Consider the following 14,340-nt stretch of genomic DNA (forward strand, 5'->3'; position numbering starts at 1 on the left):
TTTGTATGGGCTCGATAACATCTGCTGGCGTGGGATCCGGCTTGCCACTGGAAGATCTCATCAAAGCATCTTTAGATGCTAAGAAAGCCCAGTTTGAAAAACAGGTTGTGACCCGTGAGGCCAACCTGAAAACCTCGCTTTCTGGGGTCGGCAAGTTGAAATCGGCCATCGACACCTTCAACACCGCCCTTCAAAAGTTGGCAAAGCCGACCGATTTTGCTGGGCGGAAAGTTACCATAAGCCAGGATACAACCAATCCGGTGCTGAGCATGACGGCGACGGATACGGCCAGCCAGGGCAAGTATGATATCCAGGTAGATCAGCTGGCCAAGGGCACCAAGCTCACGTCTCAGGCAGGGACATTCAGCTCTCCCAAAGACGTGATTGCCACCGCAGATGGCAAGTTGACCTTTACCGATGGTGACAAGTCCTTCGAGGTTGATGTCAAGGCGGGGGATACCCTCGAACAGCTGCGCAAACGGATTAATGCCAAGAGTGACAGCAATTTTGGCGTATCGGCCAACATCATCACCAGCAATGGTCAGTCCCAGCTCGTGCTGGAATCGTCCGTCACCGGCAGTGGCGGTAATCTGCAGATCACAGCCAGTACGCCAGAGCTACAGAAGTTCGATACAAGCAGCCCTTCTTCATCCTTTGATCGGGAAAATGGCGTCGATGCCAAGGTGACCATCGACGGCGTGGAGGTGACCAACTCCTCCAATACCTTTGACAACGTTATCCAGGACTTGAAGTTCACTGTACTGCGAGTCAGTGACAAGGAGTCTGACGGGGTCACCTCCAAGAAAACCAAGGTCACTGTCGAAGACAACATCGATAAAGCCAAAGAAAACATCAATAATTTCGTCAAGGCTTACAATGATTTGCAAACAACCATGGATGACTTGGGCAAAAGGCCCGTGATCGTCGGTGGTAATCGAACTGGGGACCCGGGTGAACTCGCCGGTGATCCGACGCTGTTTGCAATCCGGAATACCCTCTTTAAAGAGCTGTCCAGTGAGACAGGCAGTGGGGCCATCAAGTCGCTGTTTGATATCGGTATCAAGATGGACAAGGATGGAAAACTCTCCGTTGACTCCACAAAACTCGATGACAAATTGAAGTCGGATTTTAATGGCGTATCTGCACTGTTTTCCGGCAGTGATGGTCTGGCCAAGCGCATTGACCCGCAGATGAAGGAATATACCAAGTCTGCCGGATTGCTGGCTCAGCGTCAGGACGGGATTAATACCCAATTAAAAGACATTGCGCAGAAACGAACCGACTTCAATGCCTATATGGTGACTTATGAAGAAGGCTTGCGCAAAAAATATGCTTCACTCGATGTGATGATCGCCAAGATGAACTCTTCTTCCAATGCCTTGGCTGGCATGTTGATGTAAATTTAATTGAGACGGTGTTATGTATCAGCGAAACATTAAAGCATATAAAGCTACGTCACTTGAGGCCGAATTGTCGGTGGCTGATCCCCATCGTGTCATTCAATTGCTCATGCAGGGTTTTCTGGAGCGTTTGGCCAAGGCCAAGGGAGCCATTGAGCGCAAGGATTACGAACAAAAATCGATGCTGATTTCGTCGGCTACCGCCATATTGAATGGCCTGCAAGACTCCCTTGATATGGAACTGGGTGGCATTACCAATGATCTCTATGGCTTGTATGCCTATATGAAGGATCGTTTGCTTGATGCATCCGTGAATATGGATATCGCTGCGATTGATGAGGTCATCGGGCTGATGCTTCCCATCAAGAGTGCCTGGGATCAGGTGCCGGAAGAGGAGAAGCAAAAAGCGTATGCGATGCGCCGTGAAAGGGGAGAGCTCTCCTGATGCCTGATCTTCGCAATGAAATCATCAGGCTGACGCAACGCATCATGGTATCGCTGGGTGGTGAGGATGAAAACCTCACCACCGCTCTGATAGACGAACGACGGGCGGTGATCGACAAGTTGATTGCCCATCGTGACCCTCAAGTCGACTATAGCGAATTTGTTAAGCAGGTGTCTGAACTGGATGCTCAGATTGTCGACACGCTTTCCCAACATAAAAATGAAGTGGCTGAATCAATTTCATTGCTCAGCAGAAGCAGCAAAGCATTGGCGTCATATAATAAAAACCGTGGAGAGTTCTAATGCCATCGTTAAATGATATCATTAATCGTTCGGAAGATGAGCTGCAACGTTTGACATTGCAACATCAGCAAGAAATTGCATTGGCACAACTAATTCCGGTTCGTTTTTCACAGAATATCGACGCCTTCCAGAAATATATTCCCTCGATAGCTGAGCAGTTTTCATCCTACAAGCCAAGCGCCGATTTTGAGATTTTTTGTATCGAGAATGGTATTGCCAATCTGCGTTGGCAGGAGAGCGGCCATATTTTATATGGCGAAGATCCATTCGATGAATGCCTGCAACAGATCGAAGCCGCATTGGCATCCGGTGGATTGATAAAATTTGGCATCGAGCGGCAATGGGATCCTTTCCAGCAGCAGCACTTTCTCTATACCAATGCATTGCAGAATGTGATTGCCGAGTTCAGCAAACAGAATACCGCCAACACTGAGACTCTTCCTCACGATATTCCACTGATGCTTATGTTTGGCCTGGGCCTTGGCTATCAGTTGGGATATCTCTACGAACGCAAGAACATCGCCAATCTGTTTGTTTTTGAACCGAACCTGGATCTTTTCTACGCATCCTTGTTCTGTTTTGATTGGGCGCCATTGCTGGATTACATCGCTGAAAACAAACTGGGTATTCACATCTTTCTGGGGCAGGATGAACATGTCATCATGCAGGACCTCAAGGATGCGGTGAATAAAAAAGGTGCATTTTTATCTTCCCAAGTGTTTGGCATGTCCCACTACCAATCAACAGTGCTCTCATCGCTACAAGCTCAAATTGCCAAAGAGTTCTATTCGCTGGCGATGGGATGGGGCTTTTTTGATGACAGCCTGTTTGGCCTCGCAAATGGCGTTGACAATATCCTTGCCGGCGCCCGTTTTCTGAGTCAGAAAAACAGACTGCCCACATCCCTCAAAAAAACGCCAGTCTTTGTCATCGCCAATGGCCCGTCGCTGGATGCGGATATCGAATTTATCAGAGCGCATCAGCATCAGGCCATATTGATTGCATGCGGTACGGCAATCTCCTCGCTCTATAGGGCGGGCATTACGCCAGACATATATATTGCAGTCGAGCGGGTCAACATGGTTGCGGCACATCTTGCCCAGATGAATGCCAGCGAATATTTGCAGGATATCCTGATGATTGCCCCGGATGTCATTCATGCCGATACCAAGCGTATGTTCAAACGATATGTACTTGGCATTAAGGCTGACGAGCCGCTTTACGTCTTGTTGTGCAATCATTTTGACTGGGCGGCAGAACTGCAGTGCTTGAGTTGCATCAATCCGCTGGTGGGCAACCTGGGGATCAGTTTGCCGCTGCACCTTGGTTTTGAACGCGTTTATCTATTCGGACTTGATAATGGATTCAAGTCTGCCGAGCACCATCACTCCCGTCTGAGCGGTTATTATGATGACAAGGGCAATCCTATCGCCGCTTATAAAGATATGGCGCTGGCGTTGGCTGACAATATCAGGCCTGCCAACTTTGGCGGTGAAGTGCAAACCAATCAGCTATTTTCTGCCTCTGTGATGATGGCTGAATTTCTGGTTCAGCATTGCCCGGATGCAAACATATACAACTGCTCCGATGGCGCTTTGATCAAGGGGTGTGAACCGCTGAAGAGCCGGGATATTGTGGATTTGCCACCCATGCTCGATAAGAAGGTGCTGGTTGATTATATCTACAACGACATGGCCATCTCGGTGGATACTTCCCGTGATGCGATCGAGCCGCTGCTTGACGTTGATCTGTTTGCACGGGTGATGGAGTTGATGAAACAGGATTGGGCTGCCGATTTTGCCTCACGAGCCATGCTGGTGGAGGCGATGCAACGCAGCATGGAATATATCAACGTGATCCGTGAAAGCAGGCAGTCTCATATCCACAACATACTGTTTGGCTCTCTCAACGGCATGTTTACCCTGTATCTGGCGATAGCCTATTTCAACGATGATGAAACCCTGTGCATGGCATGTGTCAATGAGCACAGGTATCTCTTTGTGGAATTTCTTGACCGTATGGGAATGATTTATCCCCATGCCCTCGATTATATCCAGGGAAGACACATCGCGGCTGTGCCAGGTTTGGCTTATCAGTTGTCATAATATTTTGACATCTTGAGCTGTCAGAACAATCAAAGCCCTCCCGTCAGAGACGATGGAGGGCTTTTTGTATGAGGTGTAGAACGTGAAGCCGGGGAGGGCGTCACCCCTTGTCGGTCATTTCGAAGAGGGCGACGAGTTCATATTCGAGTTCATCAGCCAGGGCCAGCCAATCCTCACGCTCTTGTTGCTCCAGTATGCGCTTGATGAGCATGGGCAGCGGTTGCTGCTGTTGTACCGGCCAGTTCAGGCTCTCGGATGCGGCTTGCTCCAGCAAGGCAGGAAGCGTCTGGATTGCCTCCAGAGACAAGCCAAGGCGAAAACGTTGCGCCAGTGCAGTGAGTTGGGCTGTCAGAGAGGCACTCATTGGGTTATCTCCGGGTGATAGTGGCAGCCCTGGATATGCGCACCATCCTTGCAGGTGTTCCAGAAACGAACCTCGGGGTGGCGATCTATGTAGCGCTCCAGCTCACACAGGTAGCCGGCGAAGTTCAGGGTCGTGGTCACCCGATTGCCATGGCCATCGTGCACCCAATGACGCGCTGTATGGGCACTCGGGCCAAGTGAACCATCTTGCCAACCGGTATGGGTTTGATTGCCCGGAAATGCGAAGTCGACGCCCATCAAAATGACATTGTTGGCCCCCATCTTGACGGCCAGATCCACGGCCGGGTGGATCACGCTACCACCGGAATGCAGCACGCCTCTGGGCAAGCTGGTGCGCAGGGCCTCATAGGTTTGGCTCATCGAGTAGGCGCCATAGCGCGGTCCCTGCCAGGCGGCCAGCGTCTCATGGGGCAGCATGGGGAAGTAGACCAGCTTGACCTCTTCGGAGCCGTGAGCTGGCAGCCTGTCCTGGCCTATCAGGTGATCGATCGTGACAACCAGATCCGGCTTGATGTGGTGCGCCAGCAGCGTCTTGTAGGCCGTATCGACGCAGATGAGCAGTGGCCGTGTGGGTAGTTTCGCAAGTCCGCCCAGATAGGGCAGGTGACGTGCCAGTGTCGGGCCGGTGGCGATGATCAGCGCCGTGCAGTCAGGCTGGGAGCCAAACAGCTTGGTCACGTCGGCATCGTGCGCCAGTAACTCGCGATTGCTTTCTAGTCGCGCCAGGCGTTCGGGGTCATCGGCTTTGAAGCGCCGATTGACGAATGGCAGGTTGATCTCGCTGATCAGGCGATCCCGGATGCGGACGGCAGCATCGTCGACCAGCAGCAGCTCGGCCGGCAGGGCGAAGAAGGGTAACCGGATCTCCTGGTCATCTCCCGCCATGGTGAGCACGACCCTGGGATCAGCAAGCCAGTCATCCTGCTCCAGCAGGCGCAGTACCAGCGCAAACAGGGCGCCATTCATGATCTTCACTTCCAGAAGGCGCAAGCTGCTGCGTTGCAACAGCACGCGGGGCAGATCGCCAAGCCCGGTGCCATAAATATGCAGTACGGGCTCTTCGGGCAGGCTGGTGGCCTGTAGCTCAGCTTCCTTTACCCTGTCGTGACGGCTGGTGAGCTGGATCCCATCGACGCTGAGAGTGGAACCCAGTCCCTCGGTCAGTTCAACCTGAAGATACGCCACATCTTGTACCAACAGGCGGGGCCAGAGGGTAGGCCAGCGCTTGCTGATAAGCTGGCCATGGCGAGCAAACAGTTCCTCATTCATCCTGTGCTATCCACTCCCAATCCAGCGGTTGGTTGGCGCTCATGTCCCGGGTAACCCGCTTGCCGAGGAGGCGATCGTAATCGGCCGGGGGCAGGCCAAGGGCGGGCCGAACCGACTTGATGTGGGCTTCGGTCAGGTGCTCTCCGGCTGCAATATTCTTGACCAGATAGAGGGAGCGGCGAAATGCGCGGTTACCCTGCTCGCTCGGGGTGAGCTGATAGTCGGCCACGCCGAGTGCTGCCTGGGCGGTATTGACCGAGGCAACCAGCTCGGCAAGCTCGGCGGGCTCCATGGAGAAGGCGCAATCCGGCCCGCCATCCGCCCGGGCCAGAGTGAAGTGCTTCTCGATGAGGGTGGCGCCGAGCGCGGTCGCCGCGATGGCGGTGGCGCTGCCCAGCGTATGATCAGAAAGCCCCACCTGGACGCCAAAGCGCTGGCGCAGCATGGGAATGGCCCGCAGGTTGTATTCGGCCGCAGGCGCCGGATAGCCACTGACGCAGTGCAGCAGCGCCAGCTGGCCGTTGCCGTGTTTGAGCGCCATTTCGACTGCGGCTGCGATCTCGGCCTCATTCGCCATGCCGGTGGACATGATGAGGGGCTTGCCAGTCTGGGCGGCGTAGCGAATGAGGGGCAGGTCCACCAGCTCGAAGGAGGCAATCTTGTAAGCCGGACAATCGAGGGATTCCAGCAGCTCGACTGCGCTGAAATCGAACGGGCTGCTAAATACCGTGAGCCCCAGCTCGCGCCCCTTGGCAAACAGTGCCTGATGCCACTCCCAGGGGGTATGGGCCCACTCGTAGAGGTCATACAGGCTGTGGCCATTCCACAGGCCGCCATGGATCTGGAATTCGGGTCGCTCGCTTTTGAGGGTGATGGTATCGGGGCGATAGGTTTGCAGTTTGACTGCACTGGCTCCCGCCTCCTTGGCGGCGGTCATGATGGCCAGGGCGCGCTCCAGGTTGCCGTTATGGTTGGCCGACAGTTCGGCGATCACATAGGGGGGCTGCGTCGGGCCGATGGATTGATGGGCAATCTGCATCTTTGTTCAGGTTCCTGTGCCAAGTTGCCAGCCTTGTGGCGCCAACTGCCAGGGGGCGGGGGGCGCATCTTGCGGCGGTTTGGCAAGATAAAGTGGGAATTGGGAAAAAATCTTTAGCAAGCGATATGCCAGCTCTTGCCAGTCTTGTGGTTTGAGTGGCTGGTGTGCCTGCCAGGCCAACTGCTGGCCGCTTAGGTCAAGGGTGAGCAGGCATGTCTCTTCCTGCCCGCCATCTTGTTGTAAAAATTGCCAGCGTTGGCCATCGGGCCGCAGCTGATAACCGGTTTGCGGCAGCAGCCAGGCGGTGAGGCGATCGAGCCCGAGGCCATCCACTTGCTGCTGACCGCGTTGGCGATACGCCTCAGCCTCTTGTTCCAGTGAGCGCAAGGCCTGCTCGAGCCGTGAGGGGTCAGCGAGCTCGCTTAGCGTCAGGCGCTCGGCCAACTGGAAGCGGGCGATCACCTCATCATTGAATTGCTGGTTGTCGACGATGGGCACCGCCAGGGTTGGCAGGCCGAGGCAGGCGCGCTCCCAGGTCATGCCGCCGGCGGCACCGATGGCAAAATCGTGGCGCGCCATCAACTGCGCCATCTGATCGCTCTGGCGCAACAAGTCGATGCCAAGCTCGGGCAACTGGGCAACCCTCTGCTGCAACTCGTCCCAGAAAGGGTTGGCGCCGCCCGCTACCAGAGTCCACTGGATGGTGCGGGCCCAGGGTAGACGAGCCAAGCTGTTGAGGGTGGTGAGACAAGCGCCGGCTGGATCGGCGCCGCCAAAGCAGATGAGTCCCCGTTGCCACAGGTTGATCTCTTGGCGTGCAAGCTGTCGGAATGCCGGGCGCAGCAGGGCGTAATCCGTTCCCAGCAGCAGGCGACAGTTGTCTGGTATCAGGGGCTGATAGTCGGCTGCGGTACGCAGAGGCCCTTGGTCCAGCAGTAGCTGACAGTGATGCGGTCGATCCGCCAGATCGTCGATCACCAGCAACTGACTACAGTGGCACGCCAGCAAGGCTTCAAGGGGCTGGTCGATGGCGTAGTGATCGACGATAAGCCATGCAGGCCGCAGTCGGGGCAGGGGCCCCGCATCATCCAGCGCAGCCAGAGGGTGGTAGTGGTGCAGCTTAAGCAGGGGCAGTAGGTGAGTCGGCAACCCATAACAGAGAAAGTGGCACTCGGCCCCCGCCACCAGCAACCGATCGGCGATGGCCAGGCAGCGCATCAGATGGCCCAGCCCTATCTCGGGGCCTGCGTCGAGTCGAAATGCGATATCAAACGTCATGCTGGTGTAATACCCGATAGAGCAGTTCGGCCAGGTGCCAATCTTCCGGCGTATCGATGTCGACCACCCTGTGCCTTGGCAATATGTGTCCTATTCCTTCTCCGCCCACCGGGTTGATGCCGCCCAACCAGGCGGCGCGGCTGCCCCAGTAGAATTGTCCCGCATCCTGATAGGCGGGTTCCAGATCCTGAGAGCGCTTGGTCATCTGCCCTGGCCAGAAGGGGGTGACGCGTCCCTGCTCATCCATGCGTACTGCCCGTTGAATGGGAAAGCCGAATTCCGCCACCGAATAGACGAATGGGGCCTGGCTTGCGAGCAAGCGCTGATGGGCTGCCTTCAGGTCATCGGCCTGGATGAGCGGCACGGTGGCGTAAATGCAGCAGTAGTGATCGCTGGTGACACCGAGCTCGTCGAGCCGCCGGATAGCATCGATCACCACCGGGGTGGTGCCGGTGTGGTCGTCGGCGAGGCTGGCGGCGCGCAAAAAGGGTACGTCGGCACCGAGCTGGCGTGCCACGCAGGCGACCTCCTCATCATCGGTAGAGACCACAATCTGGCTGAAACACCCTGCCGCTTTGGCGGCGTTGATGGCATAGGCGAGCATGGGCTGGCCGCAGAAGGGACGGATATTCTTGCGCGGGATGCGCTTGCTGCCGCCTCGGGCCGGGATGATGGCGATGGCCATGAAGTTTCTCCATGAAAAGCCGATATGACAGTAATAAACAGAATTGTAACCCTGAATCCGTGAATGATGACAGTTGGCATGACCCAGGATCTTCGATTGAACTCATTGATGGCAAAAGAGATAATTGAAAATCACCGTGAAATGGACAGTGATATGACAGGTTTGAAAGAGTTTGCCCGCTACGGGGTCAAGCTGGTGGCGCTGGCACAGGATGATATCGAGATGGTGCGCCAGTGGCGCAACGATCCCAAGATTGCCGACCTGATGCTGGACAAGACCCATATCACGAGGGAGATGCAGCAGCAGTGGTTTGTCAGGCTGCAGCACGCGCAGGATCAGTTTTATTATCTGGTCTGGTTTAAAGATCAGCCCATCGGGGTCGCTTCTCTTATCAAAGTCAATCGTGACGCCCGGCATTGTGAACCGGGCATGTATATCTATGTCGATGAGTATCGCAACAACATAGTGCCCTTCTGCGTTGCCTTCGCCCTCAATGATCTGGCTTTTGAAGGGCTGGGTCTGTCACAGCTGTTTGGCAAGATATTTGCCAGCAATCAGGCTTCTGCTCGCTTTCACGAGGCGTGTGGCTACCGTCTTTACGAGACGCGGGAGGATGGCCTCGGTTTGTATGTGCTCGAGCGGGAGGCTTATCTCGCCGCTCGCGCCAAGATCGCTCGTTTTATAAGGTATTAAGGTATTGATGATGCAACTAGAACAGATTTTTTCCGATGCACTGGGCATCGAGCTTGAACAGGTTTCCGATGCGCTCAGCTATCAGGGGATCCCCCAGTGGGATTCCGTCGCCCATATGGGCCTGATTGCCCAGCTGGAGGATCACTACGGTGTGCTGCTCGATACCGATGACATCATCGACATGAGCTCGGTCGCCAAGGCGCGGGAGATCCTGGCCAAATATGGCGTCGCCCTCTGATGACCGGCCTGTTGCAGGGTAAACGGGTACTGATCACCGGCGCAGGCCGCGGCATCGGTCTCGCCATCGCCCGGCAGTTTGCCGCCCAGGGCGCCGAGTTGTGGCTCAATGGTCGCGATGAGGAGGCCATCACCCGGATGGCGCAGGTGCTCGGCGCCGAGTTTGGCGTGCCCTGCCGGCCACTTTGTTTCGATGTGGCCGATCCGCAGGCGGTTAAGCAGGCCTTCCAGCAACTCTTTGGCCAGACCCGCCAGCTGGACGTGCTGGTCAACAATGCAGGGGTGCTGGACGATGCGTTGCTCGGCATGGTCCAGCAGCAGCAGATAGAGCGCACCTTCGCGACCAACAGTTACAGCACTCTCTATTGCAGCCAGTATGCGGCTCGCCTGATGCAACGCTCCGGTGGGGGCAGCATCATCAACATGGCGTCCATCATTGGCCGGGTAGGCAATGCCGGCCAAGCCGTCTATGCCGGCAGCAAGGCGGCGGTGATCGGGATTACCCAGTCACTGGCCAAAGAGCTGGCCGCGAGCCAGATCCGGGTCAATGCCATCGCCCCCGGCTTCATCGATACCGATATGGCGCGCTCTCTGCCGCCAGCCAAGTTTGACGAACGGGTAGCCAGCATCGCCATGGGGCGCATCGGCACGCCGGACGAGGTCGCCAGCGTGGCCCTGTTCCTGGCCTCGGATCTGTCCCGTTATGTCACCGGTCAGGTGATCGGGGTCGATGGAGGCATGCTGATTTGAGCGCGCCCGACTTGCTAACCCATCTGGTGGTGGGCAATAGCGCCCCTGCCTGGCGGGATCCCGATGAAGGCTGGCTCAGCTACGGCGAGCTGGCGCAGCGGGTAGCACGGCTCGCCAAGGCCTACCCGAGCGGGCGTCAGCTGATCTATCTGCCCTTTGTGACCTCAACTCGTCACCTGCTTCACTACCTGCTGGCCCTGCGTGATGGTCATGCAGTCATGCTGGCCGATCCGGCCCAGGACGAGGAGACGCGTCGTGCCCTGTGCGAACGGTTTGGCGCGAGCTTGGTTGTTACGTCGGAAGGCGGCCTTGTGCACCTTGGCGAGGCACCCGCTTTGCATCCAGAGCTTGCCTTGCTGCTGCCCACTTCAGGTAGCACGGGATCCAGCAAGTGGGTGCGGATCTCCCGGGCGAGCCTCAATGCCAACGCCGCCGCCATCGCCGAGTATCTGGCGCTGGACAAAGCTGAGCGGGCGATCACCAGCCTGCCGCTCTTCTACTCCTTTGGCATGTCGGTGCTCAACAGCCATCTGCTGGTGGGAGCCTCGCTGGTGCAGAGCGCGGCCAGCCCTCTCGAACGCCAGTTTTGGGAGGAGGTCAATGCCCATCGGGTCACCAGCGTGGCCGGGGTGCCTTTTACTTTCCAGATGCTGAGTCGTTTGCGTTTTGACTGGCGCCGTTACCCCAGTCTCATGACCCTGACCCAAGCCGGTGGACGCCTCGAACCGACTTTGGCGAGCCAGTTCGCCCATCAGGCTGCGTCACTGGGGCGTCGTTTTTTTGTCATGTATGGCCAGACCGAGGCGGCGCCGCGCATCGCCTGGTTGGGGCATGACGAAGTGCTGGTTGCCCCGGATGCCATCGGCCGCGCCGTACCGGGAGGGCATCTCTCCTTGCGCCCCGAGCCGGGACTGCCCGAAGGGGAGGGAGAGCTGGTCTATGAAGGCCCCAACGTCATGCTTGGCTATGCCGAAGGCAGGGCTGAGCTGGCGCGCGGGCGTGAAGTGGAGGCGCTCTTTACCGGCGATCTGGCCCGCTGCGACGAGGCCGGACGGTTCTACCTGACCGGGCGTCTTAATCGCTTCCTGAAGCTCTTTGGCAAACGGGTGAGTCTGGCCGAGGTGGAGAGCTGGTTGCAGGCTCGGGGCCACTCCTGCGCCGCGACCGGTCGCGACGATCGCCTGCTGGTAGCCATCGAAGGGGAAGAGGTTGCATGCGATGTGCTGCAGATCGAGGTTGCCCGCTGGTTGATGGTACCCCCCTCCTGCGTTCGCATTCGCATGCAGCCGCTGCCACGACGCAGCAATATGAAGATTGATTACCCGGCCCTGCTGACCCTGTTGGAGGCATCATGAACAGGTTGCTGGAGTCCCCCGTTTTCGACCTTGTCCAGCAGGAGAAGTCGGCTCTGTTGCTGGCGCGCCTCAACGAGCTGACTGCCCGGCATCAGCAAGCTTGTCCCCCTTACGCCAATATCTTGTCGGCCTTTGGCTGGGGGCAAGCTACGTCTTGCGCTGAGCTACCCTATCTCGCCGCGCGCCTGTTCAAACTGGCCAAATGGCAGAGCGTGCCAGAGGAGGAGGTGTTCAAGGTACTGACCTCATCGGGCACCACGGGGGCGCCGTCGCGGATAGTGCTGGATCGGGAGACCGCCGCCCTGCAGAGCAAGGTGCTGGTGAAGATCCTGCAGGAGTTTGTCGGCAAGCAGCGTCTGCCCATGTTGCTGGTGGAGCAACCCGCGCTTATTCAGAATCGCAGCGGTTTTTCGGCTCGCGGGGCGGGGGCCCTGGGGCTCTCCTTCCTCGGGCGTGATCATACCTATGCCCTTGATGAGCAGATGCGGCCCAACTGGCCGGTCATCGAGGCATTTTGTGACAAATACGCCGGTCAGCCCGTGTTACTGTTTGGCTTTACCTTCATGGTGTGGCAGTGCCTGCTGGAGCCGCTACGCGAGCGTGGTATACAGCTGCCCTTTGCCGAGGGCATCCTGTTTCACAGTGGGGGCTGGAAGAAATTGCAGCATCTGGCGGTGGACAATCCGGCCTTCAAGCTGCGCTGTCACGAGCAACTGGGTTTGCGTCGGGTGCACAATTTTTACGGCATGGTGGAGCAGGTGGGCTCGGTCTTCGTCGAGTGTGAACAGGGTCATCTCCATGCCCCCGTGTTTGCCGATCTGCTGGTGCGTGATCCGCTGACCCATCAACCGCTGGGGATGGGCCGGCTGGGCCTGTTGCAGGTGCTCTCGGCCATTCCCGGCAGTTATCCGGGTCACAGCCTGTTGACCGAAGATCTTGGCGTCTTGCTGGGAGAGGATGACTGCCCTTGTGGCCGCCGTGGCCGTTATTTTCATGTATCAGGGCGCCAGCCGGGCGCCGAGGTGAGAGGATGCAGCGACACCTTCCAGTAACCCCTTCGCAGGCTTCGCAGTGGCAGGGAGGTCCCAAGGTCAGTTTCGTGGCCCCTCTGACGGATTGGCATGGTTTTATTGCCCAACCCTTGCCTTGCTTTGCCCCCGTCATCTGCGATTTCGTGGCGGCGCTGTCGACCCGTTTGCAGCAGGAGGGGCGGCGTTATCCCGATCTGGCCGCGCTGGGTTTCTGGCTTCGCCCGAGGAATATTGATGAGCAGCGCAAGCGCATGGCGGGGCGCATGCCGCTTGGTATGGTTTTTCATCTGGTGCCCTCCAACGTCCCGACGGTGGCCTTCTACTCCTGGTTGATGGCGCTCTTGACGGGCAACAGCTCGGTGGTGCGTCTCTCATCACGGATTGATCCGATGCAGGAGGCCATGCTGGCCATCCTGAACGAGCTGTTTCAACAACCCGGGTGGCGCCCTGTTGCCGAGCGTACCCGCTTCGTGCGTTACGGTCATGACGAGGGGATCACCGCCTGGCTGTCGGATCGCTGTCGTCTGCGCATCATCTGGGGTGGCGATGAAACCATCCGCCGGGTGCGAGCCATTCCGCTCTCCCCGGATGCCCAGGAAGTGGTGTTTCCGGATCGCCGTTCCATGGCGGTGCTCGACAGTCGTTGGCTGGCAGGGCTGGCGCCAGAACGATTGCAGCAAGTGCTGTCGGCCTTGCAGCAGGACTGTACCCGCTTCAATCAGCAGGCGTGCGCTTCGCCGACAACCCTCTGCTGGCTGGAAGAGCCAGATAATGACCTGCGCCGGCATGTGCTGGAGGCGATGTTTGCTCCCTTCGCCCAGGATCCCGCGTTGGCCATGGAGCGCCTCATCAACAGTCAACAAAATGCCGCCATGGCGGGTGAGATGCAGTTGAGTACACTCCCGGGCGTCACCTTATTGACTCCTGCCACTTCGCTGCGGCTCCCTCATATCGGGGGAGGTACAGTTGCCGAATTTGTGGCCGATAACCTGATTGAGTTGCTGAAACAGCCTTGGGACATGCAAACCTGTGTCTGGGTGGGCGAACAAAAAGCGCAATGCGAAGCCGCATTGGTAGAAGCAACAGCCTGTCGCATCGACAGGGTCGTGGCACCAGGACAGGCACTGGCATTCGAATGGCACTGGGATGGACTCGATATGCTGCGAGTGTGCAGCCGTGGGCACACAAACGCGCAATAATGGTTGCGATCTCACAAAAAACCAGACATTTCAATGAATTAACTTTATTTGGCACAGGCTTTGCAGTAAAAGTTCCCATCAAGGGGGAGAAAGGTTGACACAGACCGTGCGGTAGCCTTGCCGATTTTCCCCCGTTCGCTTCTTTTCTACTCATTTTCCTGGATCTCG

15 protein-coding genes are annotated in these 14,340 nt (G+C 57.2%); 10 read left to right on the forward strand and 5 right to left on the reverse strand.

The window, feature by feature from the left end:
- Window positions 1-5: 5 nt before the first annotated feature.
- The 4 genes from fliD to LA321_RS13990 are packed head-to-tail and all read left to right on the forward strand — an operon-like array spanning window position 6 to window position 4,252.
- Window positions 6-1,400: a flagellar filament capping protein FliD gene (gene fliD, locus LA321_RS13975; protein WP_042071876.1), complete on the forward strand. Its 1,395-nt coding sequence runs from the start codon at window positions 6-8 to the stop codon at window positions 1,398-1,400.
- A gap of 19 nt (window positions 1,401-1,419) precedes the next feature.
- Entirely contained in the window at window positions 1,420-1,845 is a 426-nt protein-coding gene (fliS, locus tag LA321_RS13980) for a flagellar export chaperone FliS (RefSeq protein WP_042025520.1), read from the forward strand.
- Window positions 1,845-2,147 (forward strand): hypothetical protein, encoded by a 303-nt coding sequence (locus LA321_RS13985; RefSeq protein WP_042025521.1) that lies wholly within the window; start codon window positions 1,845-1,847, stop codon window positions 2,145-2,147. Before fliS ends, LA321_RS13985 begins: the two co-directional genes overlap by 1 nt.
- Window positions 2,147-4,252 (forward strand): motility associated factor glycosyltransferase family protein, encoded by a 2,106-nt coding sequence (locus LA321_RS13990; RefSeq protein ID WP_042071874.1) that lies wholly within the window; start codon window positions 2,147-2,149, stop codon window positions 4,250-4,252. The genes LA321_RS13985 and LA321_RS13990 overlap by 1 nt, the downstream gene beginning before the upstream one ends.
- A 100-nt stretch (window positions 4,253-4,352) precedes the next feature.
- Here LA321_RS13990 and LA321_RS13995 read toward each other — a convergent pair whose 3' ends face one another.
- From LA321_RS13995 to pseF, 5 genes are read right to left on the reverse strand one after another with little or no spacing between them, the layout of a single operon-like run.
- Window positions 4,353-4,616 (reverse strand): hypothetical protein, encoded by a 264-nt coding sequence (locus LA321_RS13995; protein WP_042071872.1) that lies wholly within the window; start codon window positions 4,614-4,616, stop codon window positions 4,353-4,355.
- Window positions 4,613-5,905, reverse strand: coding sequence for a motility associated factor glycosyltransferase family protein (locus tag LA321_RS14000; protein WP_042071869.1), 1,293 nt, complete (start codon window positions 5,903-5,905; stop codon window positions 4,613-4,615). The genes LA321_RS13995 and LA321_RS14000 overlap by 4 nt, the downstream gene beginning before the upstream one ends.
- Window positions 5,898-6,944 (reverse strand): pseudaminic acid synthase, encoded by a 1,047-nt coding sequence (gene pseI / locus LA321_RS14005; protein WP_042071866.1) that lies wholly within the window; start codon window positions 6,942-6,944, stop codon window positions 5,898-5,900. The genes LA321_RS14000 and pseI overlap by 8 nt, the downstream gene beginning before the upstream one ends.
- Before the next feature lie 6 nt (window positions 6,945-6,950).
- Window positions 6,951-8,222 (reverse strand): UDP-2,4-diacetamido-2,4,6-trideoxy-beta-L-altropyranose hydrolase, encoded by a 1,272-nt coding sequence (gene pseG / locus LA321_RS14010; protein ID WP_042071864.1) that lies wholly within the window; start codon window positions 8,220-8,222, stop codon window positions 6,951-6,953.
- Window positions 8,212-8,907, reverse strand: coding sequence for a pseudaminic acid cytidylyltransferase (gene pseF / locus LA321_RS14015; protein WP_042025527.1), 696 nt, complete (start codon window positions 8,905-8,907; stop codon window positions 8,212-8,214). The genes pseG and pseF overlap by 11 nt, the downstream gene beginning before the upstream one ends.
- 153 nt (window positions 8,908-9,060) lie before the next feature.
- Here pseF and LA321_RS14020 point away from each other — a divergent pair, with 153 nt between their 5' ends.
- Genes LA321_RS14020 through LA321_RS14045 form a run of 6 tightly spaced genes read left to right on the forward strand, consistent with a single transcriptional unit; the run spans window position 9,061 to window position 14,172 of the window.
- Window positions 9,061-9,600, forward strand: coding sequence for a GNAT family N-acetyltransferase (locus LA321_RS14020; protein WP_042071863.1), 540 nt, complete (start codon window positions 9,061-9,063; stop codon window positions 9,598-9,600).
- A 4-nt stretch (window positions 9,601-9,604) separates the two neighbouring features.
- Window positions 9,605-9,838, forward strand: a complete 234-nt coding sequence (locus tag LA321_RS14025; protein ID WP_103261815.1) for an acyl carrier protein — start codon at window positions 9,605-9,607, stop codon at window positions 9,836-9,838.
- On the forward strand, window positions 9,838-10,587 hold the full coding sequence (locus LA321_RS14030) for an SDR family oxidoreductase (protein WP_042071861.1): 750 nt from the start codon (window positions 9,838-9,840) through the stop codon (window positions 10,585-10,587). Before LA321_RS14025 ends, LA321_RS14030 begins: the two co-directional genes overlap by 1 nt.
- Window positions 10,584-11,942: an AMP-binding protein gene (locus LA321_RS14035; protein WP_082043417.1), complete on the forward strand. Its 1,359-nt coding sequence runs from the start codon at window positions 10,584-10,586 to the stop codon at window positions 11,940-11,942. The genes LA321_RS14030 and LA321_RS14035 overlap by 4 nt, the downstream gene beginning before the upstream one ends.
- Window positions 11,939-12,994 (forward strand): LuxE/PaaK family acyltransferase, encoded by a 1,056-nt coding sequence (locus tag LA321_RS14040; protein ID WP_042025531.1) that lies wholly within the window; start codon window positions 11,939-11,941, stop codon window positions 12,992-12,994. The genes LA321_RS14035 and LA321_RS14040 overlap by 4 nt, the downstream gene beginning before the upstream one ends.
- On the forward strand, window positions 12,973-14,172 hold the full coding sequence (locus LA321_RS14045; RefSeq protein ID WP_042071858.1) for an acyl-CoA reductase: 1,200 nt from the start codon (window positions 12,973-12,975) through the stop codon (window positions 14,170-14,172). The genes LA321_RS14040 and LA321_RS14045 overlap by 22 nt, the downstream gene beginning before the upstream one ends.
- Window positions 14,173-14,340 lie beyond the last annotated feature (168 nt).

Origin of the sequence: Aeromonas enteropelogenes (assembly GCF_020097295.1) — a bacterium.
GTDB classification, from domain to species: Bacteria; Pseudomonadota; Gammaproteobacteria; order Enterobacterales; family Aeromonadaceae; genus Aeromonas; species Aeromonas enteropelogenes.

What these genes read in the sequence shown, in the direction of transcription:
- fliD (WP_042071876.1), top strand. Translation starts at nt 6, where the DNA reads ATGGGCTCGATAACATCTGCTGGCGTGGGATCCGGCTTGCCACTGGAA.
- fliS (WP_042025520.1), top strand. Translation starts at nt 1,420, where the DNA reads ATGTATCAGCGAAACATTAAAGCATATAAAGCTACGTCACTTGAGGCC.
- LA321_RS13985 (WP_042025521.1), top strand. Translation starts at nt 1,845, where the DNA reads ATGCCTGATCTTCGCAATGAAATCATCAGGCTGACGCAACGCATCATG.
- LA321_RS13990 (WP_042071874.1), top strand. Translation starts at nt 2,147, where the DNA reads ATGCCATCGTTAAATGATATCATTAATCGTTCGGAAGATGAGCTGCAA.
- LA321_RS13995 (WP_042071872.1), bottom strand. Translation starts at nt 4,616, where the DNA reads ATGAGTGCCTCTCTGACAGCCCAACTCACTGCACTGGCGCAACGTTTT.
- LA321_RS14000 (WP_042071869.1), bottom strand. Translation starts at nt 5,905, where the DNA reads ATGAATGAGGAACTGTTTGCTCGCCATGGCCAGCTTATCAGCAAGCGC.
- pseI (WP_042071866.1), bottom strand. Translation starts at nt 6,944, where the DNA reads ATGCAGATTGCCCATCAATCCATCGGCCCGACGCAGCCCCCCTATGTG.
- pseG (WP_042071864.1), bottom strand. Translation starts at nt 8,222, where the DNA reads ATGACGTTTGATATCGCATTTCGACTCGACGCAGGCCCCGAGATAGGG.
- pseF (WP_042025527.1), bottom strand. Translation starts at nt 8,907, where the DNA reads ATGGCCATCGCCATCATCCCGGCCCGAGGCGGCAGCAAGCGCATCCCG.
- LA321_RS14020 (WP_042071863.1), top strand. Translation starts at nt 9,061, where the DNA reads ATGACAGGTTTGAAAGAGTTTGCCCGCTACGGGGTCAAGCTGGTGGCG.
- LA321_RS14030 (WP_042071861.1), top strand. Translation starts at nt 9,838, where the DNA reads ATGACCGGCCTGTTGCAGGGTAAACGGGTACTGATCACCGGCGCAGGC.
- LA321_RS14040 (WP_042025531.1), top strand. Translation starts at nt 11,939, where the DNA reads ATGAACAGGTTGCTGGAGTCCCCCGTTTTCGACCTTGTCCAGCAGGAG.
- LA321_RS14045 (WP_042071858.1), top strand. Translation starts at nt 12,973, where the DNA reads ATGCAGCGACACCTTCCAGTAACCCCTTCGCAGGCTTCGCAGTGGCAG.